Raw genomic sequence first — 20,604 nt, forward strand, 5'->3', positions numbered from 1 at the left:
TTAATTACCTTTAATCGCTGACATCATGTTCCACATCGGCATAAAAATACCCAACGCTAAAATCAGCACCATAATGGCAACAAACACAGTTAAAATAGGTTCTATTTTTGCAGTTAAGCTTCGTAAGTCGTAATCAACTTCACGCTCATAATAATCAGCAGCCTCTTGTAATAGCTCATCAACCCGACCTGTTTCCTCTCCCACCGCTACCATTTGCAATACAAGCTGAGAAAACAGCTCAGAACTTTTCGACGCTCTGAGTAAACTATCGCCTTTTTCTATATCTTGGCGCATAGTAATAATCGCTTTTTCCATATAGCTATTATCTACGGCATGCGCTGTTAGCGATAATCCAGTGGTCATAGGCACACCAGAGCGTAATACCATAGCCAAACTTTGGCTGTAACGTGCAAGCAATGTCCGTTTTAAAATATCGCCAATAAATGGAATTTTTAATTTATATTGATCCCACTTAAAGCGCCCAGCATCTGTATTTAAATAGCGCTTCCAAGCGAATACAGAACCTATACCCATAACCAACAATAACCACCAGTAGTTAACAAAAAAACTGCTAGTGCCAATTAATATTTGTGTCATTAACGGCAATTCGGCATCAAACTTGGCAAACATGCTCGCAAAGGTAGGTATTACAAAAATATTCAAAATAACCATTGCTGCTACAAGAGCCAAAATAACAAAAGTGGGGTAGCGCATTGCTGCTTTTATTCGTTTGCGGGTTTCTTGCTCTTTTTCAAAATAAATAGCGAGTTGGTAAAATGCATCCTCTAATCGACCAGAACCTTCACCGACCATAACCATTGACACGGTTAAACGGCTAAATACTTCGTTATGTATCGCCATTGCACTGGATAAGTCACGGCCTTGTTCAAGCTGCCTAGTTACTTCCATCAACACATTTTTAAATTCTTTATTTTGTGTTGTATCTGCCAATCCAATCATTGCTCTTATAATTGGAATACCTGCTTTTAATAGCGAATACATTTGCCTAGAAAACATAATCATGTCGTCTAGCGTTATTTTTTCGACAAATAAATTATCGAAAATTTTAATATTATTTTTTGTTTCAACTAAAGAAATTGATATTGGTATAAATTGACGCTTCATTAAACTATCAGCTACGCCAGCTTGGTTACTCGCTTCTAATTGGCCTTTTACCAATACACCTTTGCTGTCTTTCGCTTTATAGTTATATAGTTGCATCAATATCCCCTACTATTTCTGGGATATATTCAGCCACTTTAAATACTTCATCTAAAGAGGTAATACCTTTCTTAGCGTAATTTAATGCCATAGCCGAGAGTGGTGAAAAGTTAGCACTATTTTTAGCAGCCTTTGCAAAGCCTTGTGTATCGTTAGCGCGCAATGCATCCATCATCGCATCATCCATTTCGAGCAACTCAAAAATACCTACACGCCCTTTATAACCAGTGTGATTACATGCTGTGCAACCTTGCCCCTTAGAAAATTGAGCATCTGTAATCTCTTCGCCTAAATATTTTAACCAACTTATTTCTTGGCGATCTGGCAAGTACGGTACTCTACAGTCATTACATACTCGCCTTACTAATCGCTGAGCAATAATCGCTCGCAGTGAACTTGCGACTAAGTAAGCCGGTGCACCCATGTCGATTAAGCGCATAGCGCTGGTAATTGCATCATTGGTATGTAACGTTGATAGTACTAGGTGGCCTGTTAAAGCGGCCCTTAATCCAATATCTACGGTTTCTTGGTCACGCATTTCGCCAACCATTATAATGTCAGGATCTTGCCTTAGAGCGGTCCGTAAAATACTGGCAAAACTTAGCCCTATTTTATTATTTATTTGTACCTGGTTAATACGACCAATACGATACTCAACGGGATCCTCTACTGTAATAATTTTACTTTCTTGTTGGTTTAACTCACTTAATGCACCATAAAGTGTGGTTGTTTTACCCGAGCCTGTTGGACCAGTAACTAAAACCATGCCATGTGGACGTTTTATAATGCTGCGTACACGTTTTAATATGTGTGCCGGCATGCCTGTTTCATCTAACGATAATAATCCTGCAGATTGATCAAGCAAACGCATTACAACTGATTCACCATGCTGAACCGGCATGGTAGATAGGCGCACATCAATACTATGGCTGCGCACTTTTATATTAAAGCGACCATCTTGAGGAAGGCGTTTTTCAGATATATCTAATCCTGACATAAGCTTTAAACGTAGCACTAGTGCCGATGCTATTTTTACTTGGTTAAGAGTGTGCTCTTGTAATATTCCATCTACACGTTGACGAATGCGAAGCAAACCTTCATCTGGCTCAATGTGAATATCAGATGCGCGAACTTGCACAGCATCCTCAAATATTGATTGCAGTAACTTTACAACGGTTGCATCGGATGTCTCATCACCTAAAGAGTTTAAATCAAACTCTTCTACGTCTTGATATTCTTCATGCAGTTGTGCTGCAAAGTTGGTAATTTCATCTGTACGACGATATACGTTGTCAAATGCAGCCATGATTTGGCTTTCTTGAACAACAGCTAAATCGATTCTTTTAGGTGCAAGCATAGTCGCAAGTTGATCAAGGCTCCTTAAATCAGCAGGATCGCTCATCCCGAGCAAAACAGAGTCACCATTGTCTTCGATTACTAATGCTCTGTAACGACGCGCATATACCTCAGATAAAAGCTTAGATACATCGTGTGAGATTTTTCGCTGTGATATATCTAAAAAAGGTACCTGTAATTGCTGCGCTAAAAAGCGTAATAATTGTGGTTCACTAATAAACTCAAGGGTAATAAGTGTCGAACCTAATTTACGACCAGTCGCCGCTTGAACATTTAATGCTTCACTTAGTTGCGCTTCGGTGATCATGTGTTCATGAACAAGTAAATCTCCCAAGCGCATTTTTAAACTAGGTCTCATACGGCCTCCTTTAGTGCAACTAAACGCTGTAATGCATGTTGGGTCATAGCTGTATTTAATCCACCTAAATCTAGAGCCACTTTATAAAGCTGTTTAGCATCGAGGTACTCTCCCAGTGCATCTTTTGAGGTTGCAAGTGCAAGCCACCACTTAGCTTGGCTAGGCTGGAGCTGTGTAAGATGTTTAAAGCTTTCAAGTGCTTTATGGTGCTTACTCGCACTTTGCGCAGCAGTACCTTGCAGCACCCAAAAATCAAGATTTGCTTGGGATTCAAATTCATCACTTAAAAGCAGTAATACTCCTTCATACTGTTGTTGCATAATGAGTATTTTGCTTAGCATTACACGCCATTCAAGTACGGTAGGATTTTGGCGAATACCCGCTTGCAAAACCTGTTGCGCCGAATTTATATCTTGTTGTTTAAAGTAAGTTGCAGCCAGTAAGTTTCGAGCTTCAACATGTAAAGGCGATTGCGCTAAAATAATGTTTAAATCACTAATGGCTTCGTTGTATAAGCCAAACTGTATTGCCTGTTTAGCTGCTGCTAATTGCTCGACTAATAAAGCCTGTGGTGACTTAGTTTCTGCTGCACTTTTGATCATAGTATTTTGTGGCTTAGTTTTAGTCACTGAAGTAATTTTTGGCTTGCTGACAATAACTTCGCTAGCCACCAACACATTATCTTTAGCTAGTGCAGGCCTTTGTTTAACCTCAGCAATTACAACTGGCTCAGCCGTTGGTTGAGAAACCAGTAATGTTGCTTCACTCAACTTGGATTCAGCTAAATCATTCACTTCTGGCTTTATTTGCTCAACTTGCACAACCTTCTTCACAACTTCTTGCTCAACTAAAGGCTCTACAGTGCTTTTTTCATCTTGAGAATCAGATAAATTAGAGCTCAAAACCGCGATCATTTTTTGCTGTGGTAAAACAGACTCACGTTGAGTTTCTTTTTCGTCGGCGGTCGGTAAATACAGGTATGCTAAAAAAATAACACCTAGCATAATAAGTAAAATTGCGGCTTTAAATACAATGTTTTTTACATCATATATTGGCTTTACGCTTATACCTTCTTGAATATTCACTTGTTTAGCTTCACGTTGCTCAATATTTTTAAGCATATTATTTATAACGCTCATAACCACTGCCTCCATACCCATATGGCAGCAATAGCTAAAACACTAAACATTAACGCGCTGTAGCTCCAATATTGACCGGTTCGATATTTTGCGCAGTCTTCGGTATCTTTTATGGCAAGCTGAATATGGCGATTTGTTATTGTATTTAACCCTTCACCGTAAGCTTGTAATAGTGCTTTGTGGCATAAAATATTAACTAATCTAGGAATTCCACGGCTTGCTCTGGCAATCTTAAGCCCCATACTATTATTAAATAAAGGAGGCCTATTAAATCCTGCAACTTGTAAACGGTGATTAATATAATAAACAACCTCAGCGCCAGTCATCGCCCGTAACTTATACGAAAAACTGATACGTTGGCGTAACTGCCTTACTTTATTATTTGCCAGTTTTTCATCAAGTTCAGGTTGCCCAAATAACACAACTTGAATTAGTTTTTCGCTTTCTGTTTCTAAGTTTGTAAATAATCTCAACGCTTCTAGAGTCTCCCAACTCAAGCATTGCGCCTCATCTATCAAAAGCACTACACGCTCATTATCTTCTTGTAAGTCGAGTAGGTGATGATTTATAAGCTGCCCTAATGCTTGTTGGTCCAATGCTTTATCTACATCCATACCCAGTTCAATTGCAATCGCCCATCTAAGCTCTTCTGGGCTTAAATAGGAATTAGGCAAATAAGCCACAATGTAATCTGGCTCAAGTTGGTTTAATAGCTTTCTACAAAGCAACGTTTTACCTGTGCCAACTTCACCGGTAACTTTAATAAACCCCTCACCCATTTCAATGGCTGTTGTTAGCACTTGCATCGCTTCGTGGTGCGGTTCAAGTGCACAAAAAAATTGTGTGTTAGGGGTTAACGTGAAAGGCATTTCACTTAAATTGAAAAAGCTTAAATACATGGTTAGTTTTCATACCATGTTTTTAAAAGCTGACGGCTTTCACCTTGTTGTTTTTTCCAAGTATCTGGCATAACAACAGTTGGTTTGATTAAAATAATCAGTTCTTTTTTCTCTTGGCGTTTACGAATACTTTTGAATAAGTTGCCAAATATGGGGATATCACCCAGCACGGGTGTTTTTGATTCTTCATCCTGTGTTGACGTTTGCATCAAACCACCAATAACCACTATTTCGCCACTTTGAGCGCGAATAACGGTATCTGATTCTCGAATGTTGCTTTGCGCTAGAGGTAACTCAAAACGTTGGTCATCTAAAGTAATTACTTTTAGCTGCTCTTCTGTTTCAGTTACTGAAGGGTGAACATGCAAAATGACTGAGCCGTACTTGTCAATTTGCGGCGTTACATCAAGCGCAATACCAGAAAAGAACGGCGTTAAATCAATCTCAGGCGAGGTAGTTGTAGCAGTACCCGTTACCGTCGTACTTGATACATTAGTAACAAAATATTCGTCTTGTCCTACTTTTATAACTGCTTTTTGGTTGTTTGTAGCCGTAACACGAGGGTTAGATAACATTTGCACATCACCTTGGGTTTCTAGCAAATTAATAACCCCGTTAAAGTCACCTTTTTGAATTGTCAGCGATGACGCTCCGCCAATGGCAGCCGAAATGCTATTACTAATTGTAGAACCCGCTGTTGTAGCAAACGAAATACCGCCTTCTAAACCACTGGCTATGCGCTCCCAGTTGACCCCTTGTTGGTACTCATCTTTTAAGGTTACTTCTATTATTTTTGCTTCTAGAATAACTTGGCGTTGCAGGTTTTCTTGGCTTTGACGTAAAAACTCTTTTAGCTGACTAATTTCGCTTGGTAATGCATTTACGGTTACCAAACTAGCTTGTGGGCTTGCAACAACATAGCGCCCATCGTTTGCGCCAATTAAAGACTTAAGGGCAACTTCTAATTCCTTCCAAAAATCGTTTTTATTAATTGTTTGGATTCGAGAACCGTTTAAATCTAAGCTTTGATTATCGCCGCCAAACTCACTATTTTGCTGGTTACTACTACCTGAACTTGAACCACTCGAACCACTGCCACTTTGTGCAAATTGACTCACCCCACCAGCAACAACACTCACTGTAGACTGACCATGGCGTTGCATCATTAAATAATTTACAGGTATTGTTTCTGTGCGCATTTTGGCTGGTAGTACTTGTACAATTCGTCCTTCATTAACAATATCTAAAGGATACATACGCTTAATAACATTAATGACTTCATTAAACGTAACGCTTTTAAGATTTAAATTAATTGTGCCATTTACCTCAGGATGCACAGCAACACTAAAAGGGGTATCGTCTGTTAAGCCTGCAAAAAAAGCGCCTATTTCAACATCATTTGCAGCGACATCAAAACGCTTGATAGATAAATCATCACTTATAGTTTGCTCATTATTTATAGATGACAATAAGCTTTGTGTAAGTTCGCTTGGCATTTGTAAAGGTGCAATTACTTTAGGCTCTGTAGGTCTTTCAGATAACTCTTGCTCTATATGAGTTTTAACCTCTTTACCTGGTTTAAAGCTATGGCACGCGGTTAAAAATGTAGGTAACAATAGAAGAACAAGCCACGGATGAGATAAATTATTTTTTAATTTCATAGTCATATAATTCTAATTTTATTTGTTTATCATCATTTGCTAACACAACCTGTTTTGCGTTAATGCTTAGCACCCGAAAATCATCTACAGCATCACCAACTCGATAAATATGGCCTGAAATAATAGCCTTAAATGCTGTACTGTTTTTAATAATAGATTGCAATTTAAATTTTGTACTTTGCTTAACTGGATTATTGTTACCCACGAACATATTTGGCTGAGTCGGATCGCGAAGTTGCGCAAGCGCACTCGGCGCAATAATGTAAAAAGCCAAAGTACAAATACTATAACGCGATAAATTTTTCATTAGCGCTCACTGTAGCAATTTGTAAAGTTAATTCAGCCTGAGGGTACTCTAGTACCTGATAACTAAACTCTTGTATTAATAACTTATCTTGATTATTCTTTAATGCGGCTAAATATTTTTGTAAGCTAAAGTAGCTACCTTGCAAAGTAACTACCATCTGATGCTCAAAAAATAATGTTTTCGTATCATGTTTACCTAGTTTTTCTACATCGATAGCCCGTGCTGGTTTTACATTAAAGCTACTCACTTTTACGTCGCTACTATCTACGAGCAAATCTTTTAAAACGGCAGGTACATTTTTAGCAGCTACAAAGCCTTGGCTAAAACTATTAAGTTGATTATTTATTTCGGCTAATTCATCTCTGGTTTGTGCAATTTGACCGCGTAAAACCTTAGTGTAGTCGTAGTTTAGTGCTTGGTTTAACATGGAGAGTTGCGCATTTATCTGCTGTAACTCTTGCAGCGTTGTATTGTGCTTTGAACGTATGTTGGCAACTTCATCTTGCTGTGGAAAAATAACAAACCACAGGCCAAGGTAAATCACCATGAATAAACCAACAAATAAGGTGGAATACTTCTCACGTTTTTGCAGCGATGCAAACTGAGCTTGGTATTTGACCCATAATGGCCAACCTTTATTTTTATTATTCTGGCTACTTGTTGTTTGGCTCATGGTTTATCGCCTTCATCACTAAGGTCTGTCGCTACATTAAATTCACTCACACCTGCTTGCGTAGATAACTCTAAAACTGAAAACTCTTTATCAATAAAAAATGGCGACTGTTTTAAATTATCAAACCAAATTGGTAAGAATTTTGATTGCGATGTTTGACCTTGAAGTGTCACACTTTGCCCTACAAACTTAATGTGGGTCAGCCAAATATTAGGTTCATGATACTTAGCTAAATCGTGCATTACCTGTGCGTAATCGGTTGCAGACTGATCTGAACTTTGCTCTAAATAGCTAAATATTTGCTGCTTGTGCAAAACCTCTTGCTGAAGTGTTTTTAGCTCATTAATAAAGAGTGTTTTATTTTGCTTCTCTGCTAACTGCTGTTTTACAACTTCTAACTGAGCTTTTCCTTGTTTGAGGTATTGCCTATTTTGTTCTAGATCAAGCTCACTAGAATATGTTTTATAACTGTAAAAAGCCCACGTGATTGCAATAATTAATAGCGCACCTAACCACAACGTAATCATTCCAGACAAAGGAACTGGGTCTCGCCGTACGCGTAAGGTTTTTTGATAAAAGTTAATCCGGGTTTTCATAGCACAGACTCAGGATCTGTTAATTGATAGGCTGCCCCAAGCGCATAATAAAAATTTGGCTCTAATTGCTGCGCTAATTCTAAGTTAGGCTCAAAATCTACAACTTTTACTTGTAAAAACTCTGCAAGCCCGGCTCTAAGAGTTAATGAAGATAAATCATCGCACTGTAACTGAATGCTGCGAATTGGTGGTTGCTTGAGCTGGCTTTCAAAAAAGTCCATAGAACGCTGAATTTCTAATCCTAACGCTTCTACCAATTCTTGGTTTTGATCTTTATCAGAAATACCTAAAAAACCATTTAATCGCCTAGCTAATACTAATTGCCCATCACGAATAATTAAGATTCGAGGTTCATGATTAGCATGTTGCACAATCAGCATATGCGCCTCTTTGTATGAGCCAAACAAGGTAACTAAAACCATTTCTTCAGAGGTCATTGCACGCAAAACAGGTTTAGTTTGTTCAAAACTGTCTATAAACGGAAGTAGTTGCAGCTTATTAGTAATAAACACATTCATTTTGCTGCTTTGCATCGGTAGCGTTATTGGATAATCGATAAAATCAGCAACAATATTTTCAGGGGCTATATCAACTAAATCTTTTGTAGTCCAAGGGAGTGATTGGATGATTTCTTCATCACTAAGGTTTGGTTTATCCATTTGCACTATTTGATAAAAGTAATGCGGTATAACTAAATTAACCGCACAAATGTCTGTAGAAACTTGATTTGTGCAAGCAACAATAGCAGCGGTATAATCGGCTTGTTCAGATACGTTGACACTATGTGAGCTGTGAACTATCCATTGGTCTCGTTGTTTTTTTAAACATACTGCGTTGACAGTATCTGCATAAGCAGCAACACCAATAGCTGTATTAGGATCCAAACTACGATTCAACCAAGAAAACAGCTTTTCTTTCATATAGCTACTATTGTTAATGATGTATTAACCAAGTGTCGTACATTTTACTTACTTTGCCAAGTTGAAAACTAATAAAAAATGCATAGAACATTCAAAATAAATGAAAATAAACATATACAACAAATAGATACGACGTTTCTAAAAAAGAGAAATATTTATTTAGGTGTAAAACGTGATGATTTACTTCATCCACTAATAAGTGGTAACAAATGGCGTAAATTAAAATACAATTTAGCACATATGCAAAAGATAAATAAAACAGAATTACTTACTTTTGGTGGTGCGTTTTCAAACCATATTCACGCCTGCGCAGCAGCAGGAAAAGAATTTAGCATTAAAACACATGCAATTATTCGCGGACCAGAACTTGATAACAACAACCCAACTATTCAATTTGCTAAGCAATGCGGTATGCACCTACATGTTGTTAACCGTATAGAATATCGAAAACGCCACGACATCGATTACCTTAATGCTCTGCAAGAGCGCTTTCCAAATGCTTATATTATTCCTGAAGGTGGTACAAATGAACATGCTTTATTAGGGTGTAAAGAGTTAGTACAAAGCTTACCTGAGCATAACTACTTAGTGTGCCCTACCGGTAGTGGTGGCACGCTTGCTGGATTAATAGAAGGCAGTGCTTCAACAACACAAGTGATTGGTGTAGCAGTATTAAAACAAGCTAATTATTTAAATGAAGAAATAAAAAAGCTGAGCGCTAAAGCTAATAATCAAAACAACTGGCAGTTACTCACAGAGTTTCATGGTGGTGGCTATGGTAAGTTTTCACCTGAGTTATGGCAGTTTTGCCAAGATATGAGTCGCACACATAATCTACCGCTTGAACCTATTTACAGCGGAAAAATGATGTATGCATTGTGGCAACTTATTGAGCAAGATTATTTCCCATCTGGGAGTAAAATTATTGCGGTTCATACTGGCGGGCTTCAGGGCTTGAATGGACTTAAATATAGAGGGTTAATTTAATTAAATACCGCTTGCGTAAACTCTTGAAGTGGCTCGGAAAAGTAAAACCCTTGAGCTCCGACCACTCCCAATTTGGCAAGCGTAAATAACTCTTTTTTAGTTTCTACACCAACGGCATATACAGGTAAATTTAAAAGGTTTGCGGCTTCAACTATCTTTTTTATTTGCCTTTGATTTTGAGTTTTTTCATTTAATAAATGAATTAGTTCGTATGATAATTTAAGCCCGCATACTTGGTTATAATTAGCTAATACAGCTACTTTCTCACTACTTTTTACATTATCAATCACAACTTGTGAACGGTTTTTTTTAATTACATTAAGTGCATGAGTTATCGATTCTCTATGGATAAAAAATTCTGCCTCACTTATTTCAAATTGTAATTTAGCACTTAATTTAAGCTCTGCTATTTGACTAGGTAGCCACTCCCAAAATACATTATTAAACCAGTTTTTAGGGTGTAGATTTACACTAACTGTTTGGCCCGAAGGTTCACTCAGCATTAGCTTTTTGACTTGTGTTATTACTGCTTTATCTAATATTAAAGCATCTTGATTACTATAAACCTGATTAATAAAATAACGAGCAGCTAGTAGGCCAAGTTGGCTATGCCTAACTCTGATAAGAGCTTCATGTTCTAAAATTTCCCCACTAGAGAGCTCAAATAAAGGCTGGAAGAATAATATAAATTTATTCTTTTTAATATTTTCGATAACTTGCTTACTAGAAAGTGCTTTTTCTTGGCAATAATTTAATGCTAAGCGGTGAAAGTGCTGTATTAAGCTGTTTTGCGATAACGCGAGTGCTGATTTTGCTAACTGATAAACCGCAATTTGATCTGCGCCTAATCGATAGTCGCACGCACCTATTTTAATGTTTCTATGAGTCATATTTTTTTGATGATTTTGACATATTAAAAACACATTTTGATGGAGCTTTTCAACGTAGCTATCGAACTCGCTGATAGAGACGTTTGGTAAGGTAACCGCTAAGTAACTAGTGTTTAGTATTTTTACCGACACATTTTTAATTTCGGATAATTTTTTAGTGATTAAGACGCTAAGACTGGCTTCTTTATCAAAGTTACAATCACATTCAATAAGTAAAAATAAGTTATGTGATGCTGTATTAATCCCATACAAAGAACTTAAATCACATTTTTTTACCTGTTGGATTAGTTGAGTATTTTTATGCTTATGTTGAATAATTTTAGTCGGCTGTATAACTGTATTTTTAAGCATTACTTTACGGTTTACTTTTAACAGCCCCCACCAGCGATAAGACCAGCCAGCGGCGCCTAATATGATCAAGTTTAGCAATATAAATAAGTAACTTTGTGTTACCCAAACAGGATAGTGATAGAGGCTCAAACTTAATGTTTTGTAAGAAAATACTTCGCGCTCTATATTCACTAAATGCCTAAAATGCTCTGCTGGTTTTGGCACTTCCAACACAAAACCTTCACTTTTAGCTAATGAGGCCAACACTTCATTTTTTATAGAAGGAGATAAATTCAGCTCGTAAACGTGTTTAACAAACTGCTGCCCAGAAGCATGAACTTTTTGATGTAATGCATCATTTAGAACCAAATTAAAACTAATAAGTATCATCAAAAATAAGACAAAAGAGATACCTTTGAAGTACTTTAAAAGCAAGATTTTACTCTTTTGCATAGCCTACCACTCGTTAAATTATTAACTAAAGTGTTGTTCAATATCTATAGAAGTACAAGGCTGTAAACTAAGTTTAAACGTTTATTAATAGCGCTAAACAAAAACACTCTGATAAACGAGAACTTACAAAAACAAACAACTATGCCCTTTATTTTATAAATAGATTAAATTTAATCCTCAAGCTTAAGCACATTTTAATACCTATTGAGGTTGTGATTGTGCAACATAACAGCCATTCATCTACCCTAGTTAAACCAATGGCGAGTTTTGTTTGAAGTGTGCGACACTAAGCTATGTACTTTACTTATAGTTAGTGACCCATTAACTTCTGACATTAATAATTCAACCTTTGCTGAAATAAACATATGGGGAAAAGAATGTATGAGATTTCATATAGCAACCGGTGAGTCAAATTCTATTGTATGAATTGTCTTTTAAGTTCTTAAAAATAGGCTCAAGCAACGGGAGACATTACGATAGGTACTTAATATGAATAATTATTAAATCACTTTAATGGCTCAGCTATTTATTTAAACAGCGGATTATAGTTTCACGTAGATTTTGCGCTTTAATAGGCTTTGCAACATGGGCGTTCATGCCAATGGATAAGTATCGTGTAATATCATCTTTCATAACATTAGCTGTTAAAGCAATTATTGGAATATTTGCGATTGCTTTGTCACTATCGCTACGAATAATTTTACTCGCCTCAACCCCGTCCATAATAGGCATATGAATATCCATCAAAATAATATCGTACGATTGTGATTTCACGGCTTGAATACATTCTAATCCATTGTCAACCAAGTAAATTTGAGCATCAGCCTTCTCTAGTATGTTTGTAACGATTAGTTTATTGATCGAGTTATCTTCCACAACTAATATTTTGATACCTGCTAGCGGCTTTTCACTTACTGAATTTACTACAGGCACTTCATTCAGAGAGCCTACTACTTTACTTTCAATCGCCTCATACAAAACACTCGTGTATACAGGTTTCTGCAAAATAGTTTTTATACTTACTTTTTTGGCTCCATTATTTAGTAAACTTTCGTCACTCATTATAAGCACAATAGTGTTGGCATAAAGTTGAGGGTTAATATTAAAAATGCGTATTAAAAAAGCTTCGCTACTCATTGATGGCATTGCCCAGTCGACAATAATAACTTTAAATTTATCTTTATTTTGTTCAACAATATCAATAGCTTGTTTGGCAGATTGACAGGCCGTACATACTAACCCCATAGCCGTTAGCTGATTTTCAATTACCTTAAGATCATCTTCATTATCATCTACAATTAATACTTCAAACACATCAGTAAAAGTTAGGTCGGGAGTGTTATCAATTAACGCTTGGTTATTCAGTTTCACCTTAATTGAAGCTATAAATTCACTACCTACACCTTGAGTACTTTTTACCGTTATATCTCCCCCCATCGATTGGCATAAACGCTTACTTATAGTTAAGCCTAAACCTGTGCCGCCAAACTTCCTGGTTGTAGAGCTGTCAGCTTGAGTAAAAGATTCAAATAAATCGGCAAGGCTTTGCTCGGCAATGCCAATACCTGAATCTTTAACAATAAAATACAAACAAACACTCTTAGGATCGGCTAATGATCTTTTTGATTCTATTAATACCGATACAAGGCCCTGCGTAGTAAATTTAATTGCGTTAGAGCATAAATTTAGCAGTACTTGGTTTATTCGAACTACATCACCAATTAAATTGAGTTTGACCTCTTCACCAATGACAATATCAAATGTGATCCCTTTGCTTTGAGCTAGCTCATCAAAAGTTGCTTTGATGTAGTCAACAACCGAATTTACAGAAAAAGGAAATTCTTCAAGGTTAATGTTTCCAGACTCAATTTTTGAAAAATCTAAAATATCGTTAATAACTACAAGGAGTTGATCTGAAGAATATTTAATTTTATTTAAATAATGCTCATATTCCCCAGGCAAACCTTTTTCGAGCAAAATGTTGGTTAAGCCAATAATCCCACTCATAGGCGTTCTAATTTCATGACTCATATTTGCTAAAAATTCAGACTTAGCGGATGTCAGCTTTTCGGCCTCATCTTTGGCTTGCAACAGTTCTTCAGTACGCTGATCAACGCGAGACTCTAATCTTTGCTTTTCTTCATCAAGCTCTTTTAAAAGTTGGATGCGGCGCTGATTTAAAAACAATACGAAAACTAAAAAGCTGCTAAGAATACAGATAATCGCAGTAGCGCTATAAATCAATGTTTTATTTTGCTCAAAATAGGTTGGCTCGTAATAAGATATAATCGACTTTTCTGGCAAGCTTTGTGAAGCTATATCGAACTTGTTTAATTGACGCCAATCGTAAGCATAAACACTTAGTTCTTCACCACTGATTGCACTTAGGCTTTTATTTTCATTGTATAAAATTATCGAATCGGCAATACATGCGCCTATTTGTTCACCCGACAACACATACCCACCAACAACACCTGAACCTAATAGTACCTCCCAATAACTAAAAACGGGCGCTGAACTTGCTTTTGCTAATCGCTCTACTAGCTGATAAGGGCTAAGAGATTTATTATCGTAATACCTGAAAATGGGTGTAAACAATATAATTGAATCATCTGGCGCATTTTTTATTCTAGTGAGTAGCTCTGGCATTGAAAGATCAAACCACTTTTCTACGTCTAAATACGAAAAGTCACGGTTAATAACCGAAAATAGCCCTCGATAAAAGCTCATCCCAATATCATTTTTTGTATCTAATATAACGATTAATTTTTTAGGCTTCATTAAATTAACAGCGCTTGCTGTTGCTTTCGCGTAGTCTAATTTAGCTTGGATCACTGCTCCATTGGTGCTTTCAGGTAAACTAAATTGAGCGCCTGGTTCTAAATATATTCTTGGAGCATTTATAAAAAAATCATCTAATTGCGATAAAAGTACAGCTGCAGAAGGCGACTGAGTAACAATGATATCTATATGCTTATTTTTATATTTTTGCTTAAGGTAGTCCTTCATTAACTGTTTTTGATTTGCTTCATCAAAGCGGTTTACATCCATATTTTCAACGAAGAGTTCATAACTAAAAGAACGTTCTATAAGTTTTTTACGCAGTCCAGAATCAACACTTTTGTGCCAAGGCATATCTTGGTTTGTTGAATTTATAAATAAAACATGAGTAACATTTGAAGAAGGTTGAGCGTTTGAAATTGGACTCACAAATTGAAAAACAAGAAATAAAAATAAGATATTAGTTTTCATGTTTCTCATTGTGTAATCAAGGTAAAAGTCTTTTAATGGTAAGTGTTAACGATATATATATCAATTAAATAAAATGTAAATACCACCATAATTTAACATGTTTACTAATACTATTTCATTTTATTGCTTAATGACGATATTCATTGATAGTTCTGGGTTGCCCTCACTACACAGCTCGTATAAAAAAGCCCCGTATGAACGGGGCTTTTCTATAATAAATCTTTACACTGTAAAGGTTGGAAAACTAAAAAGGGATATCGTCGTCAAAATCAATGGTTGGCTCCATTGGGTTTGATGCGCCACCTTGCGGAGCACTATGTGGTTTAGGAGCGAAACCACCTTGCTGTTGTGGTGCACTTTTTTGCTGTGGTGCATAACCACCTTGCGGCTGATATTGATTACTTTGCTGCTGTGGTGCTGGAGCCGGTTTTGGTTGTGCTGCTGGTGCGGTTTGTTGCTGCGGATTATAGCCACTTTGCTGTGCAGCTTGGCCTTGGTTATTTTGACCGTAACCACCGCTTTGTTGACCACCTTGCGGCTGATTACCTTGGTAACCACCACCTTGTTGTCCACCTTGCGGCTGATTACCTTGGTAACCACCACTTTGCTGATCGCCACCACGTGCGCCTAACATTTGCATTTGACCAGTAAAGCCATCTACAACTATTTCTGTAGTGTATTTTTCTTGGCCTTGTTGATCGGTCCACTTACGTGTTTGAAGCTTACCTTCAACATAAATTTGTGAACCTTTACGACAATATTCACCAACAATTTCAGCTAATTTGCCAAAGAACACAACACGATGCCACTCAGTTTTATCAACCATTTGGCCAGTGTTTTTATCTTTATAGCTATCCGAAGTTGCTAAGGTAATATTTGCTACACCATTGCCGTTAGGCATATAACGAACTTCAGGATCTTGCCCTAAATTACCAACCAAAATTACTTTGTTCACACCGCGTGCCATGGAACCATCTCCTATAAATGTTAGATTAAACCAGCTACTTTACGTGCTTGGTCTAGGTCAAATTCTTTATCATTAATCTTTAAATAGCTGCGACTTTCATCGCGAACCACAGTTGCTTCTATTACGCCTGGTAAAGCAACTAACTGAGAAGCAAGTGTTTGAGCATGCTCTTCAGAATCTAATTTGGTCATTAAACTAATAACTTTACTTTTGGGTGGGACTTGCATTTTCCACGCAATAATAAGCCATATTAACCCAACAAGTGCCGCTGCCGCAAACACAGCTTGCGTCGTTGTAGTTTGTGCTACATAACCACCTAACATACCGCCTAAAAAGGCGCCTAAAAACTGACTAGATGAGTAGCCACCCATTGCTGAACCTTTTTGGCTTGCAGGTGCTATTCGCGATACAAGCGCAGGCATAGTGGCTTCTAAAAAGTTAAACGCCACAAAATAAAGCAGCATACACACAGCAATGCCTACTACACTATTAACCCATACCGACATTGCTAGCATACTAATAGTTAACAAGGCTACTGAGCCAATAAATGCTTGTTTTTCTTTCTCTTTTTTAATGGCCACAATCATTATTGGTACCATTAATAAAAATGCTAAAAATAGCACTGGAATATATAAATACCAGTGATGGTCGGCAACTAAGCCATCTTTAATTAATTGACTCGGCAGTACGACAAATATTGTGGTTAGCGTTAAGTGTAATAGCAATACACCTGCATTTAATCGTGCTAACTGAGGGTGCTTAATTAGTTTTTTTATGTCGCTAAAGCTTGCTAATGTATCGCCTTTGGGCGCTTTATTTACCGCATTTGGCACTAGCATAGTCACTATAAATATACCAAAAACAGCTAAAATAGCAGTCAACCAAAATACACCCGCAATACCCCACGAAGCTGCAACAATTGGCCCAAGTAGCATAGCAAAGGCAAAGCTCATTCCTATGCTCATACCAATAACGGCCATTACCTTTGGTCGTTGCTCATCGCGGCTTAAATCTGAAGCAAACGCGAGTAGTGCACTGGCTATTGCGCCCATACCTTGTAGAGCGCGGCCTACGGTAACCATTTGAATAGAGTCAGCTAATGCAGCAACTACAGAGCCAATAGCAAATACGACTAAACCACCAACAATAACCTTTTTACGACCAATTTTATCGGATAATCGACCCATAGGTATTTGCAATACGGCTTGCGTTAAACCATACGCACCAATGGCAAAACCAATCCAAATAGGCGAAAAACCTTCAAGCGATTGTCCATAAATAGCCAATACAGGCATCAGCATAAACAAGCCGAGCATTCTAAATGCAAACACACTCGCCAGCGATACTGCGGCGCGTTTTTCTCGTGAATTAAGTGAAGATGCGGTCATTATCTGCGTGATCTTACTCTATGAAAAATTGAGGTTGGGATTCTACCATAAGCTTGGCAATAATTAATCGCCTATAAGTAAGGATTTTTCATTGATCAAGGATTAATATTGCTTCGTATTATGCGATACTGAGTAAATAATTTTGGTAATAAACGAGATAGCATGGAAAACATTGAAGTCCGAGGCGCCCGTACGCATAATTTAAAAGACATCAGCCTAACCATCCCACGTGATAAATTAATAGTTATTACTGGTCTATCTGGTTCGGGGAAGTCATCACTTGCATTTGATACACTTTATGCAGAAGGACAACGCCGGTATGTTGAATCACTCTCTGCGTATGCAAGACAATTTTTATCGCTTATGGAAAAGCCTGATGTAGATCACATCGAAGGCCTCTCTCCTGCAATTTCTATTGAGCAAAAATCAACGTCTCATAACCCACGATCAACTGTGGGTACTATTACCGAAATTTACGATTATTTACGACTTATGTTTGCCCGCGTTGGCGAACCACGATGCCCTACACATGATTTACCACTTGCTGCGCAAACAGTTAGTCAAATGGTAGATACTGTTTTGGCTCTACCTGAAGGCAGTAAATTAATGCTGCTTGCGCCAATAGTAAAAGAGCGTAAAGGTGAGCATGTTAAGTTATTAGAGCAGCTATCAAGCCAAGGTTATATTCGCGCCCGTATAGACGGTGAAGTATGTGACTTGTCTGATCCACCAACACTTGAGCTTCATAAAAAACATACAATAGAAGTTGTTGTAGACAGATTTAAAGTAAAAGATGGCTTACAACAACGCTTAGCAGAATCGTTTGAAACCGCGCTTGAGATGTCCAATGGCGTTGCACATGTAGCATACATGGATGATAGCAGCGCTGAAGAAATTCTATTCTCAGCAAACTTTGCCTGCCCTACTTGTGGCTATGCAATGACTGAGCTAGAACCGCGTTTGTTTTCGTTTAATAACCCTGCAGGTGCGTGCCAAACCTGTGATGGTTTAGGTATACGTCAATATTTTGATCCTAATCGCGTAGTGCATAACCCAGAGTTAAGCCTTGCTGGCGGTGCTATTAAAGGCTGGGATAAACGCAGTTTTTATTACTATCAAATGCTACAAGCCGTTGCGGAGCATTATAGCTTTGATTTAGATGTGCCTTATCAAGATTTAGACAGCGACTCGAAAAAAATTATTTTAGATGGCTCTGGTAGCACTAAAATTGCATTTAATTACCGTAACGACCGTGGCGATTTAATTACGCGCAATCATGAGTTTGAAGGCGTGCTAAACAACATGAATCGCCGCTACCGCGAAACTGAGTCAAACTCAGTACGCGAAGAACTTGCTAAATACCAAACAAGCCAAGCATGTCCTAGCTGTAATGGCTCGCGTTTACGCGAAGAATCTCGAAATGTATTTATTGGAAAAACCAACTTACCTGCAATCACGTGCATGAGCATTGGTGAAGCTATGGAATTTTTTGAAGGATTAACGCTAACCGGACAAAAAGGCCAAATAGCTGAAAAAATATTAAAAGAAATTCGCGACCGTTTATCGTTTTTAATTAACGTTGGCCTAAATTACTTATCACTTGAGCGCAGCGCCGACACACTATCAGGTGGTGAAGCTCAGCGTATTCGCTTAGCAAGCCAAATTGGTGCAGGCCTTGTAGGTGTAATGTACGTACTAGATGAGCCATCTATTGGGCTGCATCAACGCGATAACGACCGCTTATTACAAACACTGGTCCATTTGCGCGACTTAGGTAACACCGTTATTGTGGTAGAGCACGATGAAGATGCTATTCGTGCCGCTGACCATATTATTGATATTGGCCCAGGCGCGGGTGTTCATGGTGGGCATATTATTGCTCAAGGTACACGCGACGATATTTTAGCAAGCAAAGAGTCTGTTACGGGCCAATTTTTATCTGGCGTACGTAGAATAGAAATACCAAAAGAACGTCACCCAACGAACGACAAATGGCTAGAGCTATTTGGCGCAACGGGTAATAATCTTAAAAATGTGGATTTAAAAATCCCATTTGGTTTAATGACCTGTGTGACAGGTGTATCGGGCTCAGGTAAATCAACGTTAATAAACGACACTTTGTTTAAACTTGCTCATACAGAGTTAAATGGCGCAACAACTGCCGAAGCAGCACCGTATAAATCAATTAGTGGTTTAGATCATTTTGATAAAGTGATCGATATTGATCAAAGCCCGATTGGTCGTACTCCGCGTTCAAACCCGGCAACCTACACAGGTATATTTACCGGTATTCGTGAGTTATTTGCAGGCACCCAAGAAGCGCGCTCACGTGGTTATAAAGTTGGTCGCTTTAGCTTTAACGTTAAAGGCGGACGCTGTGAAGCGTGCCAAGGTGACGGCTTGATTAAAGTTGAAATGCACTTTTTACCTGATGTGTATGTACCGTGTGATGTATGTAAGAGTAAGCGCTATAACCGTGAAACGCTCGAAGTACAATACAAAGGTAAAAACATACACCAAGTGCTTGAGATGACTGTTGAAGATGCGCATGATTATTTTGATAAAATACCGGCTATTGCCCGCAAGCTTAAAACATTAATGGACGTTGGTTTATCTTATGTCCGCTTAGGACAAGCCGCTACGACTCTCTCTGGTGGTGAGGCGCAACGTGTAAAACTAGCGCGCGAGCTATCAAAGCGCGATACAGGTAAAACACTCTACATATTAGATGAGCCAACAACAGGCTTACACTTTGCTGATATTGAACAGCTGCTTGTTGTACTTCATCGCCTGCGCGATCACGGCAATACAATTGTTGTTATTGAGCACAACCTCGATGTTATTAAAACAGCAGACTGGGTTATCGATTTAGGACCTGAAGGCGGTGCTGGCGGTGGTGAAATACTCATTGCAGGCACGCCAGAAGAAGTAGCCGAATGTGAGCGTTCACATACTGGGCATTACCTAAAACCTCTATTAAGTAAATAGAGGTTTTGCTTACCCACCATAAGGAAAGTCGGTGTTAAGTACTTTAGAGTTATAAAGTGGCGGGCAAATAAGCTTCTATATAAAATATAACTCAATTAATCAGTATTATATAAAAAATGCCGCTTAGTAAAGCTAACACCGATCAGTTAAGGTATTTTTGATCGGTTGACCGATCTTTTGGTTGCTTCACAATACCCTTATCATCTTTTGATTATGAGG

At 38.0% G+C, this 20,604-nt stretch carries 15 protein-coding genes; 2 read left to right on the forward strand and 13 right to left on the reverse strand.

From position 1 onward, the window contains the following. The 9 genes from GQR54_RS14175 to GQR54_RS14215 are packed head-to-tail and all read right to left on the reverse strand — an operon-like array spanning window position 1 to window position 9,130. A complete protein-coding gene (locus GQR54_RS14175; protein ID WP_166378442.1) occupies window positions 1-1,221 on the reverse strand; it encodes a type II secretion system F family protein in 1,221 nt (406 codons plus the stop codon). Then, window positions 1,208-2,935 (reverse strand): GspE/PulE family protein, encoded by a 1,728-nt coding sequence (locus GQR54_RS14180; protein ID WP_166378444.1) that lies wholly within the window; start codon window positions 2,933-2,935, stop codon window positions 1,208-1,210. The genes GQR54_RS14175 and GQR54_RS14180 overlap by 14 nt, the downstream gene beginning before the upstream one ends. Then, window positions 2,932-4,074, reverse strand: coding sequence for a tetratricopeptide repeat protein (locus GQR54_RS14185; protein ID WP_166378446.1), 1,143 nt, complete (start codon window positions 4,072-4,074; stop codon window positions 2,932-2,934). The genes GQR54_RS14180 and GQR54_RS14185 overlap by 4 nt, the downstream gene beginning before the upstream one ends. Then, a complete protein-coding gene (locus GQR54_RS14190) occupies window positions 4,071-4,973 on the reverse strand; it encodes an AAA family ATPase (protein ID WP_007586321.1) in 903 nt (300 codons plus the stop codon). Before GQR54_RS14190 ends, GQR54_RS14185 begins: the two co-directional genes overlap by 4 nt. 2 nt (window positions 4,974-4,975) lie before the next feature. Beyond that, on the reverse strand, window positions 4,976-6,634 hold the full coding sequence (mshL, locus tag GQR54_RS14195) for a pilus (MSHA type) biogenesis protein MshL (RefSeq protein ID WP_166378462.1): 1,659 nt from the start codon (window positions 6,632-6,634) through the stop codon (window positions 4,976-4,978). Continuing rightward, entirely contained in the window at window positions 6,618-6,941 is a 324-nt protein-coding gene (locus GQR54_RS14200) for a DUF2867 domain-containing protein (RefSeq protein ID WP_166378448.1), read from the reverse strand. The genes mshL and GQR54_RS14200 overlap by 17 nt, the downstream gene beginning before the upstream one ends. Next, complete coding sequence (locus tag GQR54_RS14205) at window positions 6,919-7,614, reverse strand: agglutinin biogenesis protein MshJ (protein ID WP_166378450.1); 696 nt, start codon at window positions 7,612-7,614, stop codon at window positions 6,919-6,921. The genes GQR54_RS14200 and GQR54_RS14205 overlap by 23 nt, the downstream gene beginning before the upstream one ends. Then, complete coding sequence (locus GQR54_RS14210; RefSeq protein WP_225305713.1) at window positions 7,611-8,210, reverse strand: PilN domain-containing protein; 600 nt, start codon at window positions 8,208-8,210, stop codon at window positions 7,611-7,613. The genes GQR54_RS14205 and GQR54_RS14210 overlap by 4 nt, the downstream gene beginning before the upstream one ends. Next, window positions 8,207-9,130: an MSHA biogenesis protein MshI gene (locus tag GQR54_RS14215; protein ID WP_166378452.1), complete on the reverse strand. Its 924-nt coding sequence runs from the start codon at window positions 9,128-9,130 to the stop codon at window positions 8,207-8,209. The genes GQR54_RS14210 and GQR54_RS14215 overlap by 4 nt, the downstream gene beginning before the upstream one ends. A gap of 78 nt (window positions 9,131-9,208) precedes the next feature. Between GQR54_RS14215 and GQR54_RS14220 the strand changes: the two genes are divergently transcribed. Beyond that, entirely contained in the window at window positions 9,209-10,117 is a 909-nt protein-coding gene (locus GQR54_RS14220; protein ID WP_166378454.1) for a pyridoxal-phosphate dependent enzyme, read from the forward strand. Here GQR54_RS14220 and GQR54_RS14225 read toward each other — a convergent pair. The 4 genes from GQR54_RS14225 to GQR54_RS14240 all read right to left on the reverse strand — a co-directional run bounded on the left by GQR54_RS14225 (window position 10,114) and on the right by GQR54_RS14240 (window position 17,397). Continuing rightward, window positions 10,114-11,727 (reverse strand): EAL domain-containing protein, encoded by a 1,614-nt coding sequence (locus GQR54_RS14225; RefSeq protein WP_231609294.1) that lies wholly within the window; start codon window positions 11,725-11,727, stop codon window positions 10,114-10,116. The genes GQR54_RS14220 and GQR54_RS14225 overlap by 4 nt on opposite strands. A gap of 585 nt (window positions 11,728-12,312) precedes the next feature. Beyond that, window positions 12,313-15,042 carry a response regulator gene (locus GQR54_RS14230; RefSeq protein ID WP_166378458.1) on the reverse strand — a complete coding sequence of 910 codons (2,730 nt, stop codon included), beginning with the start codon at window positions 15,040-15,042 and terminating at the stop codon, window positions 12,313-12,315. Between the two features lie 244 nt (window positions 15,043-15,286). Continuing rightward, window positions 15,287-16,009: a single-stranded DNA-binding protein gene (gene ssb / locus GQR54_RS14235; RefSeq protein WP_121954966.1), complete on the reverse strand. Its 723-nt coding sequence runs from the start codon at window positions 16,007-16,009 to the stop codon at window positions 15,287-15,289. 20 nt (window positions 16,010-16,029) lie between these two features. After that, window positions 16,030-17,397 (reverse strand): MFS transporter, encoded by a 1,368-nt coding sequence (locus GQR54_RS14240; protein WP_010553785.1) that lies wholly within the window; start codon window positions 17,395-17,397, stop codon window positions 16,030-16,032. Window positions 17,398-17,559: 162 nt separating this feature from the next. Between GQR54_RS14240 and uvrA the strand changes: the two genes are divergently transcribed. After that, window positions 17,560-20,385 (forward strand): excinuclease ABC subunit UvrA, encoded by a 2,826-nt coding sequence (gene uvrA / locus GQR54_RS14245; RefSeq protein WP_121954967.1) that lies wholly within the window; start codon window positions 17,560-17,562, stop codon window positions 20,383-20,385. The last annotated feature ends 219 nt before the right edge of the window (window positions 20,386-20,604 follow it).

It is taken from the genome of Pseudoalteromonas sp. Z9A4 (genome assembly GCF_011378845.1).
In the GTDB taxonomy this organism is placed as follows: Bacteria; Pseudomonadota; Gammaproteobacteria; order Enterobacterales; family Alteromonadaceae; genus Pseudoalteromonas; species Pseudoalteromonas arctica.

Bases quoted from the DNA above. Each gene is read 5' to 3' on its own strand.
- GQR54_RS14175 (WP_166378442.1), bottom strand. From the start codon at position 1,221: ATGCAACTATATAACTATAAAGCGAAAGACAGCAAAGGTGTATTGGTA.
- GQR54_RS14180 (WP_166378444.1), bottom strand. From the start codon at position 2,935: ATGAGACCTAGTTTAAAAATGCGCTTGGGAGATTTACTTGTTCATGAA.
- GQR54_RS14185 (WP_166378446.1), bottom strand. From the start codon at position 4,074: ATGAGCGTTATAAATAATATGCTTAAAAATATTGAGCAACGTGAAGCT.
- GQR54_RS14190 (WP_007586321.1), bottom strand. From the start codon at position 4,973: ATGTATTTAAGCTTTTTCAATTTAAGTGAAATGCCTTTCACGTTAACC.
- mshL (WP_166378462.1), bottom strand. From the start codon at position 6,634: ATGAAATTAAAAAATAATTTATCTCATCCGTGGCTTGTTCTTCTATTG.
- GQR54_RS14200 (WP_166378448.1), bottom strand. From the start codon at position 6,941: ATGAAAAATTTATCGCGTTATAGTATTTGTACTTTGGCTTTTTACATT.
- GQR54_RS14205 (WP_166378450.1), bottom strand. From the start codon at position 7,614: ATGAGCCAAACAACAAGTAGCCAGAATAATAAAAATAAAGGTTGGCCA.
- GQR54_RS14210 (WP_225305713.1), bottom strand. From the start codon at position 8,210: ATGAAAACCCGGATTAACTTTTATCAAAAAACCTTACGCGTACGGCGA.
- GQR54_RS14215 (WP_166378452.1), bottom strand. From the start codon at position 9,130: ATGAAAGAAAAGCTGTTTTCTTGGTTGAATCGTAGTTTGGATCCTAAT.
- GQR54_RS14220 (WP_166378454.1), top strand. From the start codon at position 9,209: ATGCATAGAACATTCAAAATAAATGAAAATAAACATATACAACAAATA.
- GQR54_RS14225 (WP_231609294.1), bottom strand. From the start codon at position 11,727: ATGATACTTATTAGTTTTAATTTGGTTCTAAATGATGCATTACATCAA.
- GQR54_RS14230 (WP_166378458.1), bottom strand. From the start codon at position 15,042: ATGAAAACTAATATCTTATTTTTATTTCTTGTTTTTCAATTTGTGAGT.
- ssb (WP_121954966.1), bottom strand. From the start codon at position 16,009: ATGGCACGCGGTGTGAACAAAGTAATTTTGGTTGGTAATTTAGGGCAA.
- GQR54_RS14240 (WP_010553785.1), bottom strand. From the start codon at position 17,397: ATGACCGCATCTTCACTTAATTCACGAGAAAAACGCGCCGCAGTATCG.
- uvrA (WP_121954967.1), top strand. From the start codon at position 17,560: ATGGAAAACATTGAAGTCCGAGGCGCCCGTACGCATAATTTAAAAGAC.